At 40.0% G+C, this 25,520-nt stretch carries 23 protein-coding genes; 16 read left to right on the top strand and 7 right to left on the bottom strand.

Annotated features, from left to right (window positions below):
* Positions 1-7: 7 nt before the first annotated feature.
* Positions 8-904: an alpha-1,2-fucosyltransferase gene (locus ISX59_RS07700; RefSeq protein ID WP_175413964.1), complete on the bottom strand. Its 897-nt coding sequence runs from the start codon at positions 902-904 to the stop codon at positions 8-10.
* Between the two features lie 229 nt (positions 905-1,133).
* Here ISX59_RS07700 and ISX59_RS07695 point away from each other — a divergent pair, with 229 nt between their 5' ends.
* Entirely contained in the window at positions 1,134-2,153 is a 1,020-nt protein-coding gene (locus ISX59_RS07695; RefSeq protein WP_005812245.1) for a glycosyl transferase family 90, read from the top strand.
* 17 nt (positions 2,154-2,170) lie between these two features.
* Entirely contained in the window at positions 2,171-3,085 is a 915-nt protein-coding gene (locus tag ISX59_RS07690) for a glycosyltransferase family 8 protein (protein WP_005822680.1), read from the top strand.
* Positions 3,086-3,106: 21 nt separating this feature from the next.
* Here the strand turns inward: ISX59_RS07690 and ISX59_RS07685 are convergent, their stop codons facing one another.
* Entirely contained in the window at positions 3,107-4,105 is a 999-nt protein-coding gene (locus ISX59_RS07685) for a glycosyltransferase (RefSeq protein ID WP_022011202.1), read from the bottom strand.
* Between the two features lie 143 nt (positions 4,106-4,248).
* On the opposite strand from ISX59_RS07685, the gene ISX59_RS07680 reads away from it, so the two are divergent.
* Complete coding sequence (locus tag ISX59_RS07680) at positions 4,249-5,415, top strand: glycosyltransferase (RefSeq protein ID WP_022011203.1); 1,167 nt, start codon at positions 4,249-4,251, stop codon at positions 5,413-5,415.
* Between the two features lie 38 nt (positions 5,416-5,453).
* Here the strand turns inward: ISX59_RS07680 and ISX59_RS07675 are convergent, their stop codons facing one another.
* Positions 5,454-6,452, bottom strand: coding sequence for a glycosyltransferase (locus ISX59_RS07675; protein ID WP_022011204.1), 999 nt, complete (start codon positions 6,450-6,452; stop codon positions 5,454-5,456).
* Positions 6,453-6,678: 226 nt separating this feature from the next.
* Here ISX59_RS07675 and ISX59_RS07670 point away from each other — a divergent pair, with 226 nt between their 5' ends.
* Positions 6,679-8,514, top strand: coding sequence for an ABC transporter ATP-binding protein (locus ISX59_RS07670; RefSeq protein WP_005779396.1), 1,836 nt, complete (start codon positions 6,679-6,681; stop codon positions 8,512-8,514).
* A gap of 219 nt (positions 8,515-8,733) precedes the next feature.
* On the opposite strand, the gene ISX59_RS07665 is transcribed toward ISX59_RS07670, so the two are convergent.
* Positions 8,734-9,369 (bottom strand): viroplasmin family protein, encoded by a 636-nt coding sequence (locus tag ISX59_RS07665; RefSeq protein ID WP_032540417.1) that lies wholly within the window; start codon positions 9,367-9,369, stop codon positions 8,734-8,736.
* A gap of 120 nt (positions 9,370-9,489) precedes the next feature.
* On the opposite strand from ISX59_RS07665, the gene ISX59_RS07660 reads away from it, so the two are divergent.
* The 10 genes from ISX59_RS07660 to ISX59_RS07615 all read left to right on the top strand — a co-directional run bounded on the left by ISX59_RS07660 (position 9,490) and on the right by ISX59_RS07615 (position 21,146).
* Positions 9,490-10,092 (top strand): nitroreductase family protein, encoded by a 603-nt coding sequence (locus ISX59_RS07660; protein ID WP_005779392.1) that lies wholly within the window; start codon positions 9,490-9,492, stop codon positions 10,090-10,092.
* A 599-nt stretch (positions 10,093-10,691) separates the two neighbouring features.
* A complete protein-coding gene (locus ISX59_RS07655; RefSeq protein ID WP_005812227.1) occupies positions 10,692-11,231 on the top strand; it encodes a shikimate kinase in 540 nt (179 codons plus the stop codon).
* 147 nt (positions 11,232-11,378) lie between these two features.
* Entirely contained in the window at positions 11,379-13,877 is a 2,499-nt protein-coding gene (locus tag ISX59_RS07650; protein ID WP_032540416.1) for a tetratricopeptide repeat protein, read from the top strand.
* A gap of 6 nt (positions 13,878-13,883) precedes the next feature.
* Positions 13,884-15,650: an HSP90 family protein gene (locus tag ISX59_RS07645; protein ID WP_032540415.1), complete on the top strand. Its 1,767-nt coding sequence runs from the start codon at positions 13,884-13,886 to the stop codon at positions 15,648-15,650.
* Between the two features lie 8 nt (positions 15,651-15,658).
* Positions 15,659-16,738: a hypothetical protein gene (locus tag ISX59_RS07640; RefSeq protein WP_005812223.1), complete on the top strand. Its 1,080-nt coding sequence runs from the start codon at positions 15,659-15,661 to the stop codon at positions 16,736-16,738.
* 57 nt (positions 16,739-16,795) lie between these two features.
* Positions 16,796-18,688: a biosynthetic arginine decarboxylase gene (gene speA / locus ISX59_RS07635; RefSeq protein ID WP_005779381.1), complete on the top strand. Its 1,893-nt coding sequence runs from the start codon at positions 16,796-16,798 to the stop codon at positions 18,686-18,688.
* A 133-nt stretch (positions 18,689-18,821) separates the two neighbouring features.
* Positions 18,822-19,595, top strand: coding sequence for an acetylglutamate kinase (argB, locus tag ISX59_RS07630; RefSeq protein WP_032531031.1), 774 nt, complete (start codon positions 18,822-18,824; stop codon positions 19,593-19,595).
* A gap of 61 nt (positions 19,596-19,656) precedes the next feature.
* A complete protein-coding gene (locus ISX59_RS07625) occupies positions 19,657-20,166 on the top strand; it encodes an RNA polymerase sigma factor (RefSeq protein ID WP_005779377.1) in 510 nt (169 codons plus the stop codon).
* Positions 20,156-20,665: a hypothetical protein gene (locus tag ISX59_RS07620; protein WP_005779375.1), complete on the top strand. Its 510-nt coding sequence runs from the start codon at positions 20,156-20,158 to the stop codon at positions 20,663-20,665. Before ISX59_RS07625 ends, ISX59_RS07620 begins: the two co-directional genes overlap by 11 nt.
* A 4-nt stretch (positions 20,666-20,669) precedes the next feature.
* The gene (locus ISX59_RS07615) at positions 20,670-21,146 is read left to right on the top strand and encodes a DUF4252 domain-containing protein (protein WP_005779373.1); all 477 of its coding nucleotides are present in this window, start codon (positions 20,670-20,672) and stop codon (positions 21,144-21,146) included.
* 187 nt (positions 21,147-21,333) lie between these two features.
* On the opposite strand, the gene ISX59_RS07610 is transcribed toward ISX59_RS07615, so the two are convergent.
* Both ISX59_RS07610 and ISX59_RS07605 read right to left on the bottom strand, forming a co-directional pair.
* Positions 21,334-22,113 carry a head GIN domain-containing protein gene (locus ISX59_RS07610; protein ID WP_005812215.1) on the bottom strand — a complete coding sequence of 260 codons (780 nt, stop codon included), beginning with the start codon at positions 22,111-22,113 and terminating at the stop codon, positions 21,334-21,336.
* A gap of 18 nt (positions 22,114-22,131) precedes the next feature.
* Complete coding sequence (locus ISX59_RS07605) at positions 22,132-22,866, bottom strand: head GIN domain-containing protein (RefSeq protein WP_005812213.1); 735 nt, start codon at positions 22,864-22,866, stop codon at positions 22,132-22,134.
* A 120-nt stretch (positions 22,867-22,986) separates the two neighbouring features.
* On the opposite strand from ISX59_RS07605, the gene ISX59_RS07600 reads away from it, so the two are divergent.
* Positions 22,987-23,685 carry a SprT family zinc-dependent metalloprotease gene (locus ISX59_RS07600; protein WP_005812209.1) on the top strand — a complete coding sequence of 233 codons (699 nt, stop codon included), beginning with the start codon at positions 22,987-22,989 and terminating at the stop codon, positions 23,683-23,685.
* Between the two features lie 195 nt (positions 23,686-23,880).
* Here ISX59_RS07600 and ISX59_RS07595 read toward each other — a convergent pair whose 3' ends face one another.
* Positions 23,881-24,279 carry a hypothetical protein gene (locus ISX59_RS07595; RefSeq protein WP_005779366.1) on the bottom strand — a complete coding sequence of 133 codons (399 nt, stop codon included), beginning with the start codon at positions 24,277-24,279 and terminating at the stop codon, positions 23,881-23,883.
* A gap of 227 nt (positions 24,280-24,506) precedes the next feature.
* Here ISX59_RS07595 and ISX59_RS07590 point away from each other — a divergent pair, with 227 nt between their 5' ends.
* A complete protein-coding gene (locus ISX59_RS07590) occupies positions 24,507-25,487 on the top strand; it encodes a GntR family transcriptional regulator (protein ID WP_022011220.1) in 981 nt (326 codons plus the stop codon).
* Positions 25,488-25,520 lie beyond the last annotated feature (33 nt).

Genomic DNA, 25,520 nt, shown 5'->3' with positions numbered 1-25,520 from the left:
ATTGGGGTTATATATCTATCGAAATCCAGCTTTCCGGAAGTATGTGGGGTGTCTTCTTGACGTTTGACCAGCGTGAAGGTGCGATAACAGTTTTATCCTTATAGGCATTTAGCCATGCTCCCCACCAACTGAAACTGCTGTTGGCTATTATATTATGATGACACAGGCTCATCAACATCATGTCCTGCCAACTGTCAGGGCCCTTATTCCAAGATATATATTGATGGGGTAAATGATGTACCTTCAAATGTGCTTTCGTCCATTCCACATCATCAGAAAAGATATGGAAGAATGCTTTCGGTTCTTTTTTTAGTATGATTGAGATTGCCTTTTGATAGTATTCTTCTGTGCATATATTTCCATATTTTATTTTGTTTTTGGCTGATGTATAATCTCCTCTTCGGATATGAATTGATACGCTCGAACGTTGTTCTTTAATTATCTTTGCCCATTCTTTTGTTCTGAAATTGGCATTTTCTGTGTTGAAAGAAAAAATATCTCTTATGGTATCTGAAGATTCTTTGAAGAAGAGTTCAGATTGAAAGAATCCTTTGTAATATACTAATGGCCATCTCTTGTGTTGTGTGTATTTATGAATGGATAATTCTTCTTCGGATTTTTCTCGTATAATCGAAAAGAATGCATACACAATTACTCTTTTAAGCCATTTGTGGGCAGATATTGTTTGGGGACCGATCGAAAATACATCTTCCAATTCATATCCGTTATGTAATTTATATTTCTTCATTTCAGACATGTCTATCCGAAGCTCCGGAAATATTGTTTTCATTTGTATATAGAAGGCGTAAATGAACATTTGATTCCCTAATCCGCCTGTCATTCGTACTAATTTCATCATTCTTTGATTTTGATATGTTTTTTTAAACGTACGTTTAAAAAACATCATATTTTAACCTGCCATTTATTTTTATATGTTGTGAAATATGGATTATATTGTATGAGGTGTAAAAGGCTTATTAAAGGTTTGTTTAATCTTTATCTCCGGTTTTCTTAATAAAAAACTGTAATTAGTTTTTTCAAGTAGAAAATAAGTCTTATTTTTGTTTCATTAAACGTACGTTTAATGAAACAAAAATGAAGCTGAAAGACGTTTGGCTTAACTGCTTAATGATATGAATGATAGTCTTTTATATAAACTTTCCAGTGGCAAGCCTCCTAAGTTTATTTATTTTATAAGTAATACTTTGAAGATGCTTATTCCGAATGCTTTTTATCGGTATAAGTTGAAAAGTACATTGGCTCAATTACAGTATCGTTCGGATAAAGACTATATCGAAGAGAGAGTGAATTATTATAATAAGCTGTCTTCTCCTTCTTCTTTGCCGGAAAAGTCTTTTATAAAGAATGAATTTCGGTATTTGATCTTTTTAGGAACTCTTGCGGACAATAAAAAATCTCTTTTTCATACCGCATATTTTTTTGATACCAGGGAATATACCCGTTGGTTTAAACAATCTCTTCGGTGGGGATATTGCCCGGGCGATGTATATTTCACTCCGGAATTCCCGTCTATTGTGAAAAGCCGTTTACTGACCGATTCCAATGATAACTCTGTTGTTATGAAACTGGATAAGTTCAGGCATTTTATGTTTGTAAATGATACAATGCCTTTTTCTTCTAAAAAGGATATGGTTATCTTCAGAGGGAAAATACGACGAAGCCGTACCCGTAAATTATTTTTAGAGATGTATATGGACCATCCGATGTGTGACTGTGGAGTCGTTGGTAAGGATGAGGGAGTACCGGACGCATGGATGACTCCTAAAAAAACGATTCGTCAGCATTTGGATTATAAGTTCATTATGGCATTGGAGGGGAATGATGTTGCATCAAATCTGAAATGGGTAATGTCTTCTAACTCGATAGCAGTGATGCCGCGTCCCACTTGCGAAACTTGGTTTATGGAAGGAAAATTGATTCCTAACTATCATTATATTGAGATTAAACCCGATTTTACGGATTTGGAGGAACGGTTGAAGTATTACATCGAACATCCGGAAGAGGCTCAACAAATCATAGAGCATGCTCATGAATATGTGGCTCAGTTCAGAAATCCTCGTCGTGAAAAGTTAATATCGCTGTTGGTTCTGGATAAATATTTTCGGATGACAGGTCAAAATATTGAAGATTGATAAAACTCTATTCTCCTATGATACATATAGCATGTAATATTGACTCTAATTTTACGGTACACTGTGCAGTAACTTTGGTTTCACTGTTCGAAAATAACCGTGAATCTGAGTTTTGTATCCATATTGTGGCCTCTACACTGCCTTCTGAAGATAAGGAAGTACTAAAAACAATAGCAGGTCGTTATGGCAATGAAGTACGCTTTTACTTTCCTCCGGAAGACTTGTTGCATAATTTTTCTATCAAGAAGTTTGGTAAGCGCATTTCTATGGCCACTTATTACCGTTGTATGTTCTCGGCCATTTTACCGGAAGAGGTGGATAAAGTGCTTTATCTGGATTGTGATATTGTTATTCTTGGAGATATATCAGAGTATTGGAATACAGATATGAGTAATTATTCGGTTGCTTGTGTCGAAGATATCGGCAGTAATGAAGATGAACGTTATGATATCTTGAAATATGATAAGTCATTCTCTTATTTTAATGCGGGAGTACTACTTATCAATTTGCGCTATTGGCGTGAGCATAAAATAGATGAACAATGTGAACAGTATTTTTTACGATATCCCGAGCGTATCCGCTTTAATGACCAGGATCTTTTGAATGCTGTTCTGCATGAATCTAAACTTTTTGTTCCCTTAAAATGGAATATGCAGGATGGTTTCTACCGTTATGGGGCGGATAAAGGAGTGAAAGATAAGAAGCAATTGCATCAACAATTGCTCCATCCTGTTATCCTGCATTATACTAATAAAAAACCCTGGAATTATGATAGCATGCATCCTTTGAAAGGGGAATACTTTAAGTATCTGGATATGACTCCCTGGAAAGGCAAACGACCTTTATCTACTTTTAAAGCTCGTTTGTCCTGGTGGTTGAAGTTGCTTCCTTATGCAATGCGGTTCCGTAAGCCCAAGTATATGAAGCTGTGAATACATTGATCAAAGCATTTGCTATCTGTTGCGTCTTTTTTGTACAATTTTCCGGTACATAATCATTCCAATTGTATATAGCTTGAAATGATTATATATGCAGTATCGTCTGATCGCTTTTGATAATCCGATGTCTTTCAGACTGAGATAGTCATAATGGTGACAAATCTCCATTGTAGCTGCAATTATTTGGTCATTAAGGGGGGAAGGCCTCATGATGATGATATGATTGATTAAGTGGAATGCTTTTTTTAGTAGTTTTAATGGCTTTTCCGATACAGCTTGTTGCTGTTTGACAAATTGGTATTGATCGTGCAGGGCCTGAACTAACTGAAACTCTTTTATTGGATTAAATGTTGTATTTGTGAGACTGCCTGAACGGATCCTATAATGATATTTAGGTGCTTGTATCAATACGGTTTTGTTAGCTCTATAAAATATCTTGTAACTGAGAGCAGCATCTTCAAAACTTTTTCCTACAGGAAAGCGGAGGTTATTGAATAGTTCCCGTTTATATAACTTTTCCCAAACATAGTTTCGTATAATCTTATCTTTGATGAGAGCCATCATGGCATCTTTGTGGTTAAATGTGATTATCTCTTTAGATTCAAAAACAGCTTTTGTCTTGGTTCCATATTCTATATAGTGTGCACAGGCAGATATGTCCGCCTGATACTTATTTAGAAGATTATAAAGCGTTTCGTACATATCATTTTCAATCCAATCATCACTATCCACAAAACCTATAAAATCACCGGATGCAATGTCAAGACCCGCATTACGAGCGTCACTTAATCCTCCGTTCTTTTTGTGTATGACTTTGATTCTTGTATCCAATTTAGCAAACTTATCACAAATAGCAGGGGACTCATCTGTCGAGCCGTCATCAACGATGATTACTTCTAAGTGAGTATATGTCTGGTCTAAGACCGATTGAATGCATTGGCTTAAAAAGGGGGCTACATTATATACCGGAATAATAATACTTATTAATGGAGACTCATCGATTTTTTTCATCATTAAGTAGTTTATTTAGTTAAGTCTAGGATAGTTTTTACATATATGGATGCAAATATAGTATAATAGTAGTACATATGTGCTCTTTTAACCTAAAAAATGTAAATGTAATCCGTTTGTTGTCTTGCCTATACATACTTTTGTATATGATAAAGAGAAGAATTTTATTTTTTCATAGTGAGTTTCCTGCTGGAGGAGCTGAAAGAGTTACAATGGATATTGCCGATTTTGTAGCTCAATATGGCTATGAAACATATGTTATTACACATCAGATTAACAGTGGAAGTTATTCCAATATTAAGGTTATTGAGTTTCAAGGTGGAGGCGATGTTGACAGTCAGGAGAATGCTGACTTTATCATTCATACTCTCAACTCGTTGAAAATTGATATCTTTATTCTGCCTATTTGTCTTTTAAGCAGGTTGGATTTTATTAAAAGTAAAGTTGATAGTAAATTGATCTTTGCTTGTCACAGCACTCCTTTCTGGGAAATAACAGCCCGTCTACATAGGAGAAGGGGTAGAGCGCGTGGTTCTTTCTTTAAAATGTTGGAATGGGGGGTATTAACTTATCCAAAGATAGTATGGTTAAAGAAATATGACTCTTTTTTTATTAATCAATATAAGTTTGTTTATGATCAAGTTGATGCTTTTACTGTTTTGTGTGAGGAATATAAACAAATACTGCTTAATAAAATGGGAGTATCACTTGATGAGCAGAAAGTACATGTTATATATAATTCTGAGAGACAATGTCCGAATGTTAATTTGAATAAGAAAAAGCAGATTCTCTTTGTTGGGCGTATGAGTTATTATGATAAGCGGGTTGACCGTTTGTTGGATATTTGGGGAATGATATATAAAAAAGTACCGGATTGGGAATTGATTTTAGTAGGAGGTGGAAAAGAACTTCCTCTACTTCAAGCTAAAAGTCAAAAGATGAAACTTCAACGAATACGTTTTGCGGGACATAGCGATCATGTCGATGATTTCTATCGTGATGCTTCTGTATTATGTTTGACTTCAGCTTTTGAGGGATGGCCACTATGTTTGACGGAGGCTCAGGCGAATGGTGTCGTACCTGTAGCTTTTGATTGTGTAGCCGGGATACGCCAGATTTTGTCGCCTTCAGGAGTTAATGGGTGCCTTGTACCTTCTTTTAGTTTACATAAATATGCTGAGATGTTATTGTCTCTGTTGATGGATTCGGAAAAGTTACAAAAGATGCGGAATAACGTGATTTTGAAGTCAAAAGAGTACTCTCCTGAAATTGTCGGACAAAAATGGCTCGGTTTGTTCGAATCATTGTTATAATCTCTTTTGTATGAATACCTTTTTAGGAGAATATAAGTTTAAACTTTTCTCTTCTTGGGAATCAGTTTGCGATAAAGTGTCATTCCTATTTTATATATTCTGAAATGATGATAAATGAAATATCGTTTGATGGTTCTTGACACTCCGATATCTTGTGGTTTTAGATAATCATATTGGTGCATAATCTCTAATGTTTTGTCAATGACCTCATTGTTGAGTGTTGAGGAGGGGAGTATAATCGTGTGATTGATTAAGTGGATGCTTTTCTTTATAATCATTACAGGTTTGTCATTGATTAGTTGACGTTTTTTCATGAATTGGTATTGTTCGTGTATGGCTTGCACATATTGTATTCCTTTGAGAGGGCTGAACGAAGAATTAGTAGTGCTTCCCAAACGAATTCTGTAGTGATATTTAGGTTTATATTTTAATACTGTTTTGTTGGATCTATCAAATATCTTATAACTTAGGGATATGTCCTCAAAAACTTGTCCAATAGGGAAATATAATCCGGTAAATAGGTCACGTTTATATAATTTTTCTACGACATAATTTTTTATAATCTTATCTTCAAACAATGTTTTCATAACATCTGCATGGTTGAAAGTCATTATTTCCTCTTTCGATCTGTAGACAGTTGGTCTGCCATCCTCATATTCCAGATAATGTGTGCAGGCAGATATATCTGCTCCGTATTGACTGATTAGATTATAAAGTGTCTCATACATATCGTTATCAATCCAATCATCACTATCCACAAAACCGATATATTCTCCGGATGCTGTGTCTAAACCGATATTGCGGGCAGCACTTTGTCCACCATTTTTTTTGTGTATCACTTTCACACGAGCGTCTAAGGCTGCAAAATGGTCACAAATAGCAGGTGAATGGTCTGTGGAACCATCATCTACAACAATAATCTCCAGGTTAGTATATGTCTGATCCAAAATTGATTGCAGGCATTGATGTAGATATGCCTCTACATTGTATACAGGCACAATAATGCTGATAAGGGGGAGTGTTCCCGATTTTTCCATTTTTATTTAGGTTTAGTAATATGCTATTGTCTTTGTACGTTGCAAAGATAACATATTGTTTTTGTTTTTCTGAATATATATTTGATAGCTTTATGGGATGCGTGGTTGTTTTTGCAGTATAAAAAGAGAGCATCTGCTTAATTCGCCACTGACTTTCTACTCTCTGAATAGTAACTTGCTGAATATTTTCTGTTATCTTTGCAACTTAATCATTTAATAGTAAGTAATGAAGGAATTTTTTCAACTTATGCGGCGTTTTGTACCGCCTTACAAGAAGTATGTAATATGGGCGTTGATACTGAATTTATTCTCGGCCATTCTGAATATATTTTCTTTTTCTTTGATAGCCCCCATTCTACAGATATTATTTAAGGTTGATAAAGATGTATATGAGTTTATCCCATGGGATACTGCTTCAATTAGTACAAAGGACCTTCTGATAAATAATTTCTATTATTATGTTTCAGATATGATCCAGATCAACGGCGCTTCTTTTACTCTGATGTTGTTAGGGCTCTTTTTAGTGGTAATGACTTTCTTTAAAACATTCTGCTATTTCGCTTCGTCAGCCGTGATGATTCCTTTGCGTACCGGTGTGGTACGGGATATTCGAGTGATGGTCTATGATAAAGTGATTCGTTTGCCACTTGGATTCTTCTCGGAGGAGCGAAAAGGAGATATCATAGCCCGTATGAGCGGGGACGTGGGAGAAATAGAGAACTCGGTTACCAGTTCATTGGATATGTTGGTAAAGAATCCGATCTTGATAATCGCTTATTTTACTACACTGCTTGTAATCAGTTGGCAACTAACCCTTTTCACTTTATTGGTTGTACCATTGATGGGATGGGTGATGGGTACGGTAGGCAAAAAACTGAAACGTCAATCCCTTGAAGCTCAGGCAAAGTGGAGCGATACGATGTCGCAACTGGAAGAAACATTAGGAGGACTTCGTATCATTAAGGCTTTCATTGCTGAAAATAAGATGATGAATCGTTTCCTGAAATGCAGTAACGAGTTTCGGGAGGCAACCAATAAAGTGGCGACCCGTCAGGCATTAGCCCATCCGATGAGTGAGTTTTTAGGTACGACCATGATTGTAATTGTGCTTTGGTTTGGCGGTTCACTGATTTTGAGCAGTCATTCTTCTATTGATGCTTCTACTTTTATGGTATATCTGACCATCCTTTATAGCGTAATCAATCCTTTGAAGGAATTTTCAAAAGCCGGGTATAATATTCCTAAAGGTTTGGCTTCGATGGAGCGTGTGGATAAGATTCTGAAAGCGGAAAATAAGATTGTGGAGATTCCTGAACCGAAGCCGCTGAATGGGTTAAAAGAGAAAGTAGAATTTAGGGATATTTCTTTCAGCTATGATGGAAAGAAAGAAGTGCTTCAACATATTAACCTCACTGTACCTAAAGGTAAGACCGTTGCTTTGGTTGGACAGTCCGGTTCAGGGAAATCTACATTGGTAGATTTGTTGCCCCGTTATCACGATGTACAGGAAGGAGCGATTACTATTGACGGAGTCAGCATTAAAGACGTTCGCATCTCCGACTTGCGCAGCCTGATCGGGAATGTCAATCAGGAAGCCATCTTGTTTAACGATACTTTCTTTAATAATATAGCTTTTGGTGTAGAAAATGCTACGATGGAGCAAGTGATTGAGGCTGCCAAGATTGCCAATGCTCACGATTTTATCATGGAGAAAGAAGACGGCTATCATACGAATATAGGTGACCGGGGCAGTAAACTTTCCGGAGGCCAGCGTCAGCGTATCAGTATAGCACGGGCTATCTTGAAGAATCCTCCGATTTTGATTCTTGACGAGGCTACTTCTGCTTTAGACACTGAGTCGGAACGGTTGGTACAGGAGGCATTGGAGCGTTTAATGAAAACACGTACCACCATTGCTATTGCCCACCGTCTCTCTACCATCAAGAACGCAGATGAAATATGTGTACTATATGAAGGAGAAATAGTAGAACGTGGAAAACACGAAGAATTATTGGCTAAAAACGGTTATTATAAACGACTGAATGACATGCAGTCGCTGTAGGCATGGCAGAGAGATAGTGAACTCCCTCACTTTTTAATAATAACTTTTTTGCTAAGGCGGGTAGGGCAAGGTGGATTTGCCCTACCGGGGTTATAGGCTAATTCGATATCAGAAGAAAGGATCTTTGAGGCGGTTGAACGTTATCATGTTTGAAAGAAATTTTTTCGGTAGTATTCCTTTCGGGATTTATTTGTTATTGGGGGTGATACGATACAATCCTTATTTTCTTCCGAAGTCTGCCGGGATTTCTCCCCATTGCTTGGTTTCCCACTTCAATATTGGGGTGGAATATTTATTTTCTTTAAGCCATTTTTCTGCACGTTCTATCAATCCGAACAATTTTTCTGTTTCAGCGGTCCGGGGAAGTTTTGTCTTGCATTTTTTTTGTTTTACCCAGCTGATTGCATTTGCGCTATCGCTATAGATAGGCATGTCGAATCCTTTCTGTTTCAGTAAAGCGAGCCCATGTACCAATGCCAGAAACTCGCCGATATTGTTGGTACCCTTCATCGGGCCGAAATGAAAAATCTCTTGTTGGCTTGCGACGTGAACGCCACGGTACTCCATAGGTCCAGGATTACCACTGCATGCTGCGTCTACTGCAAGGCTGTTTTCAATGACCGCTGCCGGGAGTGTGTCTGGGGGGGTAGGGGAATCAGCTGTTTTCTTCTTAGCATTCTTGCCGATATAAGCATAAGGTGATGAAGCGAAAGCACGTTCTGCTTCCTCCCGGTTATCGAAAGATTTATATTTGGCACTATCATATCCTTTCACCTGCAGCTGACATTCGGTCCAGGATGTATAAATGCCGGGAGTTACTCCATCCCATACAACGTAATATTTTTGTTTGGCCATACTTGGTGTTTTCAGCTTATTGGGCAGTAAAGGTACGAATATATTCTATTACCGAACAACTTTCGTTTATAGGTTGTTTTAATTTCAAAGAACCAATGTAAAAAAGAAAGGAGTATTTTTATGAAAAAATCCTTCGAAGAGGCCCTCAAGCATAGAAGGACCTATTATTCGATAACAAATCAGTCTCCGGTTTCTGATGAGGAGATAGAGCGGATTGTCAATCTTGCTGTAACCCATGTGCCCTCTGCATTTAACTCTCAGTCCACTCGTGTAGTGCTGTTGTTGGGTGAGAATCACAAGAAACTATGGCATATTGTAAAAGAAACATTGCGAAAGATTGTTCCACCGGAAGTTTTTAAAACGACTGAAGCTAAAATTGATAATTCTTTTGCCAGTGGTTATGGAACTGTTTTATTCTTTGAAGACCAGTCGGTTGTGAAGGGGCTCCAGAATGCTTTCAGTAGTTATAAAGATAATTTTCCGGGGTGGTCGTTGCAAACGTCTGCGATGCATCAGTTGGCGGTTTGGACAATGTTGGAAGATGCCGGTTTCGGAGCTTCCCTGCAACATTATAATCCACTAATTGACGAAGAAGTGCGTCATACCTGGCACCTACCGGAAGAGTGGCACTTGATTGCCGAAATGCCGTTTGGACTTCCTGTGCAAGGACCGGGTGATAAGGATTTTAAAGATCTGGATTCCAGAGTGAAGGTCTTTAAATAAGGTATATTCATTTAACCGGAAGGATTAATATCGTTTTATCTTTGGTAAGAACTTACTGAGTAGCGTTACATGGCTTTGTCTGCAATGTGTTATGATTAAGTTTGTTATGAAGAAGAACAGTGCCCTTATTCCGGCCCGGGTAGCTGTGCCCATGGGCCCGCATACCCGGGCTCATGGGCACAGGTATACGGGCTCATGGGTCTGCGTACCCGGGCTGGGATAAAGAAAGAAGCATAAACAGAAAAGGTATTAAGGAAAATAAAATGGTATAATAGGCGAATATAGATAAGGAACTAATGGTATGCTATTGGGAATCAGTGGTGTATTTCGAGTTTTACTTAAAAAAAGAGGGTGGAAGATGGAAGATAGAGGTGGAAGATAAATGCCTTGAAAATGCGATCTTCCACCTCTTTAATTTATTGATAACCATCTGCTAATGTTCCGAAAGGTGGAAGATGGAAGATCGAAATGCATTTTTTGTATGAGGGGTACGTATAGGATTGTTTTTATTTTCATGCTTGCATGCGAAAAGTTACCATCCGGGTTATTGGTTGTTCTATTAATAAATATCTATCTTTGCACCAAAATGCCGTTTGCTTATGATTCGTATATTTCTGACCGGCTATATGGGGGCCGGGAAAACTACGTTAGGAAAAGCTCTCGCACGAGAACTACATGTCCCATTTATCGATCTGGATTGGTATATTGAAGAACGTTTTCACAAGGCGGTCGGAGAATTATTTACCGAGCGGGGAGAGTCCGGCTTTAGGGAACTTGAAAAGAGCATGTTACATGAGGTTGGTGAATTTGAAGATGTGGTAATCTCTACAGGGGGAGGAGCGCCTTGCTTTTTCGACAACATGGAGTATATGAACCGGGTTGGTACTACTGTTTTTTTGGATGTAGACCCCAAAGTGCTGTTTCGTCGGTTACGGGTTGCCAAGCAGCAGCGCCCCATACTGCAAGGAAAGGAAGATGACGAACTGTTTGATTTTATAATACAGGCGCTTGAAAAACGTTCATCTTTTTATCGTCAGGCTAAATATATTTTCTGTGCTGACGAATTGGAGGATCGCAAGCAGATTGAAACTTCCGTGGAACAATTGCGCAAACTTCTGGATTTGCACATAGTAAGCTAAACTCTAAGAAAACTTATTTTCTGATTCGGCAATCATTCTTTTTCTTCTCTATTTTTTGTTCAGTCGACCAATATTACTATCTTGCAGTCGCTGTGAGGTTTTGTGCCTTCCGGTATCTTACAACCCAAATAAAACGATCAGACAATTATGGAAACTTTAAAAGAGAAATTCGAAGCCTTATCCCGTCAAGTCCGGGCATCCGGGAAACCTGCCGCCGCATGGTTCCCTCAGTTTACACCTGCTACATTGCTGAATGCCGAAAACTGGTGGGAAGCACTTGCTGTATGTGAGTACGCATTGGATACACAGGAAGATGAAACGCTCACAGCTGACTTTTTTGAACAGATATTCAGTGCATACGATTGTAATGTAGAGGTGGATCTTAATGAAGAAGAGTATGCTTATTGGTGGGAGAAGGTGATAAGTATATGCGATCGTGTAGCTGTATTTAACGGTGCCGGTTGGTCGCAGAAAGGTGCGCAATATTCAGAAGCCCGTTATGGGACACGTGATCTCAGTCTCTTATTTCCTTATTATGAGAAGGCGGCAGCTATGGGAAGTCCGGAAGCTGAGGCAACCGTTGCCTATTGGCGTTATATGGGCTTCTATTGTGAACAGGATAAAGCGGAAGGAGAGCGCCGCTTTGAGGCTCTGTCTTCACCCGAGGCTGTGTTATGGGGAAAATACTACCGGGCCTATGCCGAACAACACACCGGTAGTAAAGAGAAAGCTTTGCTTATGCGGAAAGAACTGCTTGGTGAACTCCCTGAAGGACACCGTCTGCGTGCTCATGTTTATGCCGCTATGGGCGATGCACTGGACGTAGAAGAAGGAAATGTGGCCGAAGAGGCAGCATGCTATGAGAAGTCTCTTGAACTTGTTCCTAATTTATATTCTCTCAAGAATCTGGCTACGCTCTATTTCCGTTATCCGGAACTTGGTAAAAAGAAAGAGCTGGCGTTTGAGTTATGGGAGAAAGCCTGGCATGCCGGTGTATGGTCTGCAGCCAATTTCCTGGGGTATAATTATCAGGAAGAAGAGTGGCTTGACATGCCTAAAGCCATTGAATGGTTGGAGAAGGGAATGCTTTACTGCGAATCGTATTGCGCCTATGAATTAGCTTTGATTTACCTTTATAATGATGAGTATAAAAATGTAGAACGTGGTTTGATGTGCCTGCAGCGTTGCATTGACGATAATTATGTAGAGGCTTTTGAGACTCTTGCTAATATTTACTTTAACGGTGAATTGGTGGAAGAAGATATCCAACGTGCACGGCAGTTGCTGGAGAAAGCTATTGAATTGGGGTCCGGTAATGCGGCCTACCGTATCGGTTGGATGTATGAACGCGGATTACTTTCCGAAGATCCGGATTACCTGAAAGCCATGGAGTATTATGAGAAGGCGGCATCTATGAATAATGCTGACGGATACTCCCGGGCGGCTCTTTATCTGGCTAACGGATACGCCGGTGTTACGGATGCTGAGAAGTCAAAAGCCTATTATGAAAAGGCTGCGGGGTTAGGTTCATGCTTTGCATTGGTAGAGTTAGGATTCTTATATGAAAATGGAGATGTGGTAGAACAGAATTATGGGAAAGCTTTCGAATTGTTTCAGAAAGCCGCTGAGGAGGAGTACCCTTATGCGATGTATCGTGTAGGTCTTTATTTGGACAGAGGAATCATCGGTGAACCACAACCCGTAGAGGCATTCGCTTGGTATGAAAAGGCGGCCGGAAGGGGAGACGGAGATGCAATCTTTGCTCTCGGACGTTGCTATAAGAATGGGATTGGTACGGAAGAGAATCCGGATAAGGCTCTCGAATGGTTTGCTAAAGGGGCGGAGAACAACGAACCGCGTTGCCTTACGGAGTTAGGACTGGCTTATGAATATGGCAGTGGGGTAGAAGAGAACCCGCATCAGGCAGTTGAATATATGACCAAAGCGGCCGAACAAGATTATGGCTACGCTCAGTTTAAGATGGGAGATTACTATTTCTTTGGTTATGGCGCTTGTCCGGAAGATAATAAACAGGCTGTGGAGTGGTATGAGAAGGCGGTCGCCAATGATATTCCCTTAGCTATGCTGCGCATGGGTGAGTACTATCTCTATGACTATGACAAACTGAATGAATCGGAGAAGGCTTTCAACTACTTTAAAAAAGCTGCTGAGTCAGAATGTTATAACGAAGGGCTGGGAATCTGCTACGAGATGGGAATCGGGGTGGAGGACAATGAAACCGAGGCGTTTAAATATTACACGTTAGCTGCGGACAGTGGAAATGTCATGAGTATGTACCGCACCGGATTGTGTTATTACAATGGAGTCGGTGTAAAACAGAATTATGCAGAAGCCTACCGTTGGTTTAATGATGCTGCCGGAAATGAGAATGTGGCTTCTTACTATTATTTAGGCAAAATGCTGATGTACGGTGAAGGTTGTGTGCCCGATGCGGAAACAGGTATTCAATGGCTGATGAAGGCTGCAGAGCATAACAGTGATAAAGCACAGTTCGAATTGGGTAATGCTTATCTGATGGGAAACGGAGTAGAGGAAAATGATGAGATTGCCATGGAGTGGTTTGAGAAGGCTGCTGAGAATGGAAATGAGAAAGCCTTGAAGATTACAGGAAGAAGACAACGCTAAAGTAAAATGGAAAAAGAAGGTAATAATCTGTTTCAGGTCAATCTAAAAGGGATGATTGCCCTGTTATCAGAACATATTTATAGTAACCCGAATACCTTTGTCAGGGAGTTGTTGCAGAATTGTGTAGATGCTATTACCGCACTTCATAATATCGACGAAAGTTATGCCGGGCGTATTGATGTTTTTCTGAAAGAGGACGGTTCGGTGGTCTTTCAGGACAATGGGATCGGCTTGAAAGAAGAGGAAGTCCATCGTTTTCTTACGGTTATTGGTGAAAGCTCGAAGAGAGATACCCCCGATGCAGACGATTTTATCGGTCGGTTCGGCATAGGCTTGCTGTCTTGTTTCGTGGTGACCAATGAAATTAGGGTAGAGAGCCGGTCGGCAATGGGAGGAAGCCCCGTCTGCTGGTGTGGAAAGGTGGATGGCACTTATCAGACCACTTTTCCCGAAGAAGAGTGGGCGATAGGTTCAAGGGTCGTGTTGTGCCCCAAAAGTGAGTGGACTCATTTGTTTGAGTATGAAGTGTTCAAGAAAATACTGATCAGTTATGGAGAGGTGTTGCCTTACCCGATTTATCTGCATCGTGGAGAGGAAGAAGAACTGGTTAATACCCCGTCACCGGTCTGGCTCAATCCGAAAGCTACCCGAAAAGAGTTATTGGACTATGGGACGAAGGTTTTTCAGTCGTCTGCTCTTGATGTCTTTCGTATCCGTACAGAGAGCGGGCGGGTAGAAGGCGTACTCTACGTATTGCCTTATCGTACACAATTTTCTGTACGTAACTCGCATAAGGTGTATTTGAAGCGGATGTTGTTGAGTGAAGATGATTGTAACCTTTTGCCCTCATGGGCATTCTTCATTCGATGTTTGGTAAATGCCGACGGGCTTCTTTCTACTGCGTCGCGCGAGTCGTTTGTCAGCAATGATTTATTGAAAGATGCCCGCAAAGAGATCGGGGTTACTATTAAGGAGTATCTTCGAGGATTGGTGCAGAACAATCGATCGGTGTTTGACAAAATACTGGATGTCCATCATTTCCATATTAAAGCCATAGCTTCGGAAGATAATGAACTGCTACGTTTGTTTATGGATTACCTGCCCTTTGAAACGAACAGGGGAATACGAAGTTTCGGGAGCATCCGTTCGGCGGGGAATACCATTGGCTATACACGTAATCTGGAAGACTTCAGGCAAGTACGGAGAATAGCCGGTGCACAAGGCCGGTTGGTGATCAATGCTGCCTATACATTTGATGAAACGCTGTTAAAGAAGTATGCCCGTCTTAATCAGGAACTGACTTTGGAGGAGATCTCACCCGCTCGTCTGTTGGAGCAGTTTGCTGAAGTGGAAGGTAACAAAGAACACCGGGCCTTTGAGGCAAAAGCCAGTGAGCTGTTGAAACGTTTTGGCTGTATCTGCCGCTTGAAACATTTTACACCGGTGGATACTCCGGTTATATTTGTGGCCGAAGAGAAAGAAGAGAACAGCAAAGTCGCCAATAATCCGTTGGCAGCAGTACTGGGTTCGGTAAATGCTAAAAAACGCTTACCGCCTACATTGACTTTCAATGCCGATAACGAGATGGTACAGACATTACTGCAAATTCAAGGAGACAATAAACTGTTTCAGCATGTAGTGTGCATTCTTTATGTACAATCGCTGTTACAAGGCAAATATCCTGTAAACAGTGAGGAAATGGAACTTTTCAATCACTCTCTTTCTGAACTGATGACTACTAAAATGAATGATTTTATAAACTTCCTCAATTAAACAAAAGTATGAAATACACACTTGAGATACAAAAGCTACTGTTGCAGGCACAAAATGATAACCTGCATCCCCGTGAGAAAGCCAATCTACTGAAAGAGGCTGTTCGCATTGCAGATGAGAATGAAGATATACAATGGGCTGTAGAGATGAGGCTGGACCTTATCTATGAATTGAATCTCCTCTCGGCAGATGCTGAAGAGATCGCGGTGTTCTCTAAAATCCTGGACAACTATGAAAACCATAAGGATTTGATTAATGAGGATGATATCTTATGGAAATACAAATGGATATGGTCTTGTACCTTTGATCTTCCCAGTATACCGATGGAGCAGGTGGAAGCGGTAGGTGAAGATTATAAAACCCGTATTTTGCGCAATGGTTATTCATTGCGTACATATTATCACCGGTTGTCTGTGGAATACACTAAAATGAGGGAATATACGAAAGCCAAAGATTACATAGATAAGATGCTGGCGGAAAAGATGGATGACCTGACTTGTGAAGCTTGTGAGCTGAACTTCATGTTGGATTATTATCTTGAAACTGGACAGTTTGAAGAGGCCTATAATCGTGCGCAACCTTTAATTTCCAAGCAAATTTCTTGTTACGAAGCCAATCTGAGAGCTTATCTGAAATTGGCATATTATGCTTATAAAGCCGGGAAGCCGGAGATAGCGGCGGATATGCGTGCACGGGCCGAAGAAGCTTTGGCGGGAAGAGAAAAAGATGAATATCTGCTTCTTTATCTTGGGCTATTCATTGCTTATTATTTTATGACTGATCCGGACAGAGGCTGGGAGTATGTAGAACGTTGTATCCCATGGAGTCTGAATACTAATATGCAGAAAAGATACCGTTTCTCGTGTGATATGGTGGAGGCTCTAAACTACGAGCAGCGTGAAGAGGTCAGTCTGGCTTTACCGGAGGATTTTCCACTTTACCGGGTTGACGGAGTATATTCTGTGGCTGCGCTACGTAATTATTTTTATAGACAAGCGGATGAATTGGCAGGCTTGTATGATGCGCGTAACGGAAATAGCGGATATCAGGAACGATTATTTAATATCAATTTAATTGGCAACCTGTAGATTAATACGTATTTTTGCCGTCCAATTATTTATTAAAAACAACTGAATAACAGAAAAATGAGAAAGTGGCGTATTGAAGATTCTGAAGAACTTTACAACATCACAGGTTGGGGGACTTCATACTTTGGTATTAATGACAAAGGTCATGTTGTTGTTACACCGCGAAAAGATGGCGTAGCCGTCGATTTGAAAGAATTGGTCGACGAGTTGCAGTTGCGTGATGTGGCGGCTCCTATGCTGGTGCGTTTTCCGGATATTCTGGACAACCGTATTGAAAAGACTGCCTATTGTTTTAAACAGGCATCCGAAGAGTATGGATACAAAGCCCAGAATTTTATCATCTATCCGATTAAAGTGAATCAGATGCGCCCGGTTGTTGAAGAAATTATCAGCCATGGCAAGAAATTTAATTTGGGCCTTGAAGCCGGTTCCAAGCCCGAACTGCATGCAGTGATTGCTGTCAATACGGATTCTGACTCTCTTATTATCTGCAACGGCTATAAAGACGAAAGCTATATTGAGCTTGCTTTGCTGGCACAGAAGATGGGTAAACGTATCTTTCTGGTAGTTGAAAAGATGAATGAGTTGAAGCTGATTGCCCGCATGGCAAAGCAGCTGAATGTACAGCCTAATATTGGTATCCGTATCAAATTGGCTTCTTCAGGAAGCGGAAAGTGGGAAGAGTCAGGAGGAGATGCCAGTAAGTTCGGACTGACTTCCAGTGAGTTGCTTGAGGCACTTGACTTTCTGGAAAGTAAAGGCATGAAGGATTGTCTGAAACTGATACACTTCCATATCGGAAGTCAGGTGACAAAGATACGCCGTATCAAGACAGCATTGCGTGAAGCTTCTCAGTTCTATGTGCAGCTCCATGCGATGGGTTTCAAAGTGGAATTTGTTGATATTGGCGGTGGTCTTGGAGTTGATTATGACGGCACCCGTTCGTCAAGTAGTGAGAGTAGTGTCAATTACTCTATTCAGGAGTATGTCAACGACTCTATTTCCACGTTAGTGGATGCCAGTGACAAAAACGGTATTCCCCATCCCAATATTATCACTGAGAGTGGCAGGGCTCTGACTGCACACCACTCTGTCTTGATTTTTGAGGTACTTGAGACGGCTACTTTGCCGGAATGGGATGATGAAGAGGAGATTGCTCCGGATGCGCATGAACTGGTACAGGAACTTTATGGCATTTGGGATACATTGAATCAGAACAAGATGCTTGAAGCATGGCATGATGCCCAGCAGATACGTGAAGAGGCACTCGATCTGTTCAGCCATGGTATCGTAGACCTGAAGACACGTGCTCAGATAGAACGTCTTTACTGGTCTATTACTCGTGAAATCAATCAAATTGCCGGTGGACTGAAACATGCTCCCGATGAATTCCGCGGATTGTCTAAATTGTTGGCTGATAAATATTTCTGTAACTTCTCACTTTTTCAGTCGCTTCCGGATTCTTGGGCGATCGACCAGATATTTCCGATTATGCCCATTCAGCGTTTGGATGAAAAACCGGACCGCTCGGCTACCTTGCAGGACATTACCTGTGATTCCGATGGAAAGATAGCCAATTTTATCTCTACCCGGAATGTAGCACATTATATGCCGGTACATAGCCTGAAGCAGAAAGAGCCTTACTATGTAGCGGTCTTTTTGGTAGGGGCTTATCAGGAAATCCTGGGAGATATGCATAATCTGTTTGGAGACACGAATGCGGTGCATGTTTCTGTCAATGAGAAGGGGTATAATATCGAACAGATTATTGACGGGGAAACGGTCGCAGAAGTGCTCGATTACGTGCAATATAACCCGAAAAAGCTGGTTCGTACTCTTGAAACATGGGTAACAAAATCTGTAAAAGAAGGGAAGATTTCTGTAGAAGAAGGAAAAGAGTTCCTTTCCAATTATCGTTCGGGCTTGTACGGATACACATACCTTGAATAAATAAAAAGAACTATCATTTTATAAATGACGAGCTACAAGTTACGAATACTGCACATGATATCAGTCTCGTTTCTTGTAGCTCGTGGCTTGTAACCTGATGGAGTATAAATCGTAATTTGTAAATAGAAAGAATATGAAGGAAAAACTGACAGTCATTAAAGTTGGTGGCAAAATCGTAGAAGAAGAAGCTACATTGAAGCAGTTACTGGATGATTTTGCTGCCATTGAAGGGCATAAGGTACTTGTTCATGGAGGGGGACGTTCGGCTACAAAGATAGCTGCTTTACTGGGGATTGACAGTAAAATGGTCAATGGACGCCGTATAACCGATGCGGAGACACTGAAGGTTGTGACAATGGTCTATGGTGGGTTGGTAAACAAGAATATTGTAGCCGGATTGCAAGCCCGTGGGGTCAATGCCCTGGGGCTGACCGGAGCGGATATGAATGTAATCCGTTCGATGAAGCGCCCCGTAAAAGAGGTCGATTATGGATTTGTCGGGGATGTAGAGCAGGTAGATGCCACATTGCTTTCTGATTTGATTCATAAAGGAGTGGTTCCGGTGATGGCACCGTTGACGCATGACGGACAGGGGAATATGCTGAATACGAATGCAGATACCATTGCCGGAGAAACGGCGAAGGCTCTTTCTGCTATTTTTGATGTGACTTTGGTTTATTGTTTCGAAAAGAAAGGCGTGCTTCGTGATGAAAATGATGATGAGAGTGTCATCCCCCAAATTAATCATGCTGAGTTTCAACGCTACATTGCCGAGGGGGTTATTCAGGGAGGCATGATACCGAAACTTGAGAATTCTTTTGAAGCAATAAATGCAGGTGTGTCTGAGGTGATAATAACCTTAGCGTCAGCCATTCACAAAGGTGGAGGAACCCGGATAAAAAAATAATTCAAAAAAAAGAGGAATACATCTGTAACTTTTCACCAACTCACCCGTCAACTTAATAGAGATGCAAGAAATCAGCTTCCGAGACGACATATTGCCATTGAAAGATAAACTCTTTCGTTTGGCACTCCGAATCACCTTCGACAGGGCCGAAGCAGAGGATGTTGTTCAGGATACGATGATTAGAGTGTGGAATAAACGTGAAGAGTGGACACAGTTCGGATCTATTGAGGCTTATTGCCTGACTGTGGCGAAGAATCTGGCCATAGACCGAAGCCAAAAGAAAGAAGCTCAAAATGTGGAACTCACACCGGAAATGGAGGAAGAATCCGAAGCATCCGGTCCTTATGATCAGTTGATTAATAAGGAACGAATGTCAATCATCCATCGTCTGATTAACGAACTTCCTGAGAAGCAACGGCTTATTATGCAGTTGAGAGATATAGAAGGGGAAAGCTATAAAGAAATAGCGAAAATCTTGAATCTGACAGAGGAACAGGTAAAAGTGAATCTTTTCAGAGCAAGACAAAAGGTAAAACAAAGGTATTTAGAGATTGATGAATATGGATTATAAGTATATAGAACAGCTTTTAGAGCGATACTGGCAATGTGAGACTTCTTTGGAAGAGGAATCGGAATTGCGGTCTTTCTTTTCGGAGGAAGAGGTACCCGCTCATTTGCTCCGTTACAAGGACTTGTTTGTTTATCAGGCAGTTCAACAGGAAGCAGGGCTGGGAGAAGACTTTGATGAACGTATTCTGGCTCAGGTAGAGGCACCTGTAGTAAAAGCAAAACGTCTGACGATGGTTGGAAGGTTTATGCCTTTGTTTAAGGCTGCCGCCGTGATTGCGTTGATTTTGTCATTGGGCAATGTAGCGCAACATACATTCTTTGCCGATGAGGCTTTGGATTATAATTATGATGCTTATAAGGACACATACGATGATCCCGAAGTGGCTTACAAACAAGTTTCTTCTGCTTTGATGATGGTGTCTGAAGGTATAAATAAATCACAGGATCAAATCGCCGGAGATAGTGTGAAGGTTGAATCGATTCGAGTGATGAAGGAATAAAATAATGAAGAGCGTTCTTTTAATGTGCTGGATGGCATTGCTGTCTGTGGCTGTTTCGGCCCAGGACTTTGCTTCACGTTTTATGGCTGAACATAAGGCGGATTCTAATCTGACTTGTGTTACGATCAGTCCGAAAATGATGGAGGAGATAATGAAGAGCGATGCTGAGAAAGATAAAGAGGTGCTGGATATGATCTCTAATCTCAAGAGTATGCAGGTGCTTACTTCCGATGTGGAAGGAAAAAAGTATTTTGATGCAGCTTTGAAGGTGGTTGAGAAGAATACCGGAAGGTTTGAATCGTTTCTTTCTTTTAAGGATAAATCTGAGAATTGTCAGATTATGGTTCGTAAAAAGAAGGATACAATTGTTGAACTGGTGATGCTAATGCACGAAAAGAATCATTTTGCTGTAATAAACTTTACCGGAAATATGAGTCCGGAGTTTATTGCACAGATAAAGAGACATTTTCATTTGCTTTAAACATATAATATAGTTAGTGTGCTTAATTAAAACAACTTTTTGATTTGAGGCTGTGAAGTTTCAATTCTCTCAATTTCAATAAAAAACTAACTAAATAAATGGGCTACCGCGTGATGCAGTAGCCCTTTTATGTTTATGCTACGTCGTCTTCATAGAGCGAAGTTAAACTAAGAGAGAGTTTCTATATTTAAAGTTTTCGTAATCCTCTTTTTGAAAAGTTTATTTGCGGATTACCTTTGTATGCCACACTTCCACTTCCACTGACACCTCCTGTCAGGTTTTCAGTAGCATGACATTTTATGCTGCCCGAACCACTGATATGTGCATTGACATCTTCTGTCTTTAAATCTATGGCATTAATATCTCCCGAACCTGCAATACGATACTCGGCTTTGCCCGATTTGCCGTTCAGCAATACATTTCCCGAACCTGAAATATTTGCTTCTGTGCATGGTACATCGATTTTTTTCAAATTGATGTTTCCTGAACCGTAAATATGCGTTGACAATTTTGTACAAGAGAAATTGGTTCCATTGATGTTCCCCGATCCGTAAATGCATATTTCTAAATCGTCGTTGCTCTCCATTCCATTTGTAAAGGTCGTGTTTCCTGAGCCATATATGGATAAATGGTTTAATGATGGAGAAGATACTCTGATTTCCAGTTTTCCGCTATTGCGGATGGAGCTATTCTTTTTAAATTTAACCACCAGTGTTTTTCCTTCAACAGTGGTTTCCAATAACTGGACGATGTTGTCGGGACCATAAATCTGTACAGTGGGAGTTCCTTGCTTTTGTGTATAAACAATATCCGAACTGCTCATTGATTTAATTTTGCTGAAAGAACCGACTCTTATGTCTTTAGTGATATAGTTTGAACTTCCACTCACCTGCTTTGTCTGTGAACAGGCCCCAATGATTAATAACAGCATGGAAATTGTAAGGCATGATAATAATTGTTTTTTCATGGTCTTGTGATTATTGTATCAGATATTCTTAATAGTTCCCACTCCTTTTTTATTGAGTGATTTTATGGTAGGATTACCTTTATACTTAATGCTTCCCACTCCTCGTACAGCTGCATTGATAGATTCTACTGCGTTGCAGGTAATATCTCCTACACCCTGTGAACTGGCTTCTACTATATTGGCCTGCAGGTTTCCGGCTTCTATATTGCCTACCCCTTTAGAGTGAAGAGTAGCTGCCTGAACTGTTCCTTCAAGTTTTACATTTCCTACACCCATTGATTGCACATTTAAGCTACTGCAGATTAGTGATTTAATTTTTATATCACCTACTCCTTTGCTTTCCACATAGAGGTTGTCGGTAGTCAAACCGTTATCAATATGTACATCACCTACTCCTTTGAAGGAAATACTGTTTAAAGTTGGAGATGTAATTGTTATCTTCATCTTTTTGAAGTTGCGTACCTTTTTCGATTTATCGATGCTTAACAATAAGGTACTATCTTTTACAGCTACCTGTATTAACGCCACAATGTTATCCGGCCCATAGATTTGTACGTCTGTTTTTCCATCTGCGGATTGTGTGTAATAGATGTCACCTACGGTCCCCGCGTCAATTTTGTTGAACTCCTTCACTTTATAATCTCTCGTGATGAGTTTCTTACTGGGTTGAATACCTTCACCCATATATACGCAACTGCTCAATAACCCTGCTGTTAACAGTAATGTTGACAACATTTTAAAGATTGTTTTCATTTTATTTCGTTTTTAGAGGTTTCTATTAGTTTAGACGTAGGTTGAGTAGGAAAAGTTGCATCTATCTTTCTTTTTTCTGCAAAATAATCCGTTTATTTGTATTTATAATTAAGAACAACATTGGATAAGATTATTGAAGATAAGGAGTTAGGACGTCTGATCGTACGTGATAATGTGCGTGCCAAGAGACTCGTTTTTCGTACAAAAGCTGATGCGATCTATGTTAGTATACCTCCGGGAGTTACGATGAAGGAGGTAAAGGAGGCGATAGAGAAATTACGTTCCAGATTGTTGGATTCCAGGCAGAAGTTGATACGTCCTCTGATTGACCTGAACTATCGGATCGAGACAGAATACTTCAAGTTATCATTGGTTAGTGGTAAGAGGGAGAAATTCTTGGCTCATTCCGAATTGGGAGAAATGCGGATTATTTGTCCCCCGACGGCCGATTTTACAGATTCTAATTTACAGGACTGGCTTCGAAAAGTGATTGAAGAAGCTTTGCGACGGAATGCAAAGATTATCTTGCCTCCCCGGTTGTATATGCTTTCGGAGCGGTATGGGTTGCCTTACAAAAGTGTTCAGATAAATTCAAGTCGTGGACGATGGGGAAGCTGCTCTTCTCACAAAAAGATAAATCTCTCTTATTTTCTTGTATTATTGCCAAAGCATTTGATAGATTATGTTCTTTTGCACGAACTTTGCCATACTTGTGAGATGAATCATGGAGATCGCTTTTGGGACTTGCTAAATGGGCTTACCGATGGGAAAGCTTTAGAGCTGCGCGAAGAGTTGAAAAAATATAAGACTGAGATTTGACATTGCAATCACAAAACAGATGTTGCAAGAATCCTTTCCACCAAAGATTACACTGATTGTTACAGATTGATTGCCGGCATTGATAATCGGTTTTGGGCTTTTTCATCTGTGCGAATCGGAATAATTCTGTAGTGTCTTTTGATATCTCCCTTTACAGTCTTTTATACCCTATGCGGTCAGGAAAAAAACGTCTTTCTATTTTTGTGGTAGCTGTTTGATACCGTCAATATCCTTTTCAAAACGGTAAGTACCACCTTTTTCACTCAGATCAAATGCGGCTACTGTTTCAGTCTGATTATTTACAATCATCAGTGCACTTTGCTCTGCGAAGCGTCCGACTTCGATAGCAGTAGGCTCTTCTTTAATCTGTTTATTCATGATCAAGCTGTCATTGACAAACAGTGAGATCGAATCACCTACGAAGCCTTTTGTCAGCTGAATGGAGTACGTTTCACTAAAGTGACGGACAGCTTCTTTTTCCCGTTGCAATCTCAGACTCATATATACAAAGATGACTACGACAAATATGACGGCAAATGCTAAAATGCCGTTTCCTACCATAAATTGCTTGTTAGTGTTAAGACGATGTGCCATAATACTATATTCTTTAATATTCGGGGTAAAGATAGCAAATCTTTTTGTATCTCATTTGTTTTTGTGTAAGTATAAAAGTTACAAAAAAATAACGAGATCTCTGAATTCTAATGCTTTTGTGTTATATAACATATCAGTTTACATTGTTCGAGCAGAATAAATTATCTTTCTTTGTATCGTGATAGTTCAGCATAGCTATCTATAATTAAAAACCTTTATTGATACGTATGAAAATAACTTTTGGACAACAAACGACCAAAGTAAAGCAATTGGCTGACAAGATTAGCTTTGATATCTCGATGGGAGTATATAAATCGGGAGATTCACTGCCTTCGATCAATCAACTTAGCCATGCGTATGAGGTTTCCCGAGATACTGTATTTAAAGCTTTTCTTGATTTAAAAGAGAGAGGAATTATTGATTCTACTCCCGGGAAAGGGTATTATGTGGTTGGAAGATTGAAAAATGTACTTCTTTTACTTGATGAATATTCACCTTTTAAATATGCACTTTATAATAGTTTTGTAAAGCGTTTGTCTATCCGTTATAAAGTCGACCTATTGTTTCATCAGTACAATGAACGTTTGTTCAATACCATCATTCGTGAATCGTTGGGACGATACAATAAATATATTGTGATGAACTTCGATAACGAAAAGCTGTCTCCTAATCTTTATAAGATAAATCCATCCAAACTTCTTCTTCTTGATTTCGGTAAATTTGAGAAAGAGGAGTTCTCTTATGTTTGTCAGGACTTTGATCAAGGATTCTATAATGCGCTACTTCAACTGGCAGATCGATTGAAGAAATATCAAAAACTCGTTTTCGTGTTAGTGAATGATAGCATGCATCCCCGGAGTAGCCGTGACTTTTTTGAGAAATTCTGTGCCGATCAACATCTTGGTTGTGAGGTAGTGAGTGATATTGAAGGACTTCAGGTTCGCAAAGGAGAAGTATATATAGCGATTCGTCAAATAGACGTGGTGAGTATTATTAAGAAAAGTCGTATTGAGGGTTTACAATGTGGAGTTGATTTTGGCTTAATAGGGTATAATGACACACCTGCTTATGAAGTGATAGATCAGGGAATAACTGCATTAAGTGTAGATTGGGAGAAAATGGGTGATAAGGCTGCCGAATTTGTTCTGCAGGGAAAAGCCATACAAGATTACCTGCCTACGGAAGTCAGGCTGAGAGCTTCTTTATAAAAGAGTTTTTCAGAATTGTGTGTCAGCACAGGT

The sequence above is a fragment of the Bacteroides sp. FSHCM14E1 genome (assembly GCF_019633785.1).
GTDB classification, from domain to species: domain Bacteria; phylum Bacteroidota; class Bacteroidia; order Bacteroidales; family Bacteroidaceae; genus Bacteroides; species Bacteroides hominis.
The sequence above is the reverse complement of the archived record's forward strand: the minus strand, read 5'-3'. Positions and strand labels throughout refer to the sequence as shown.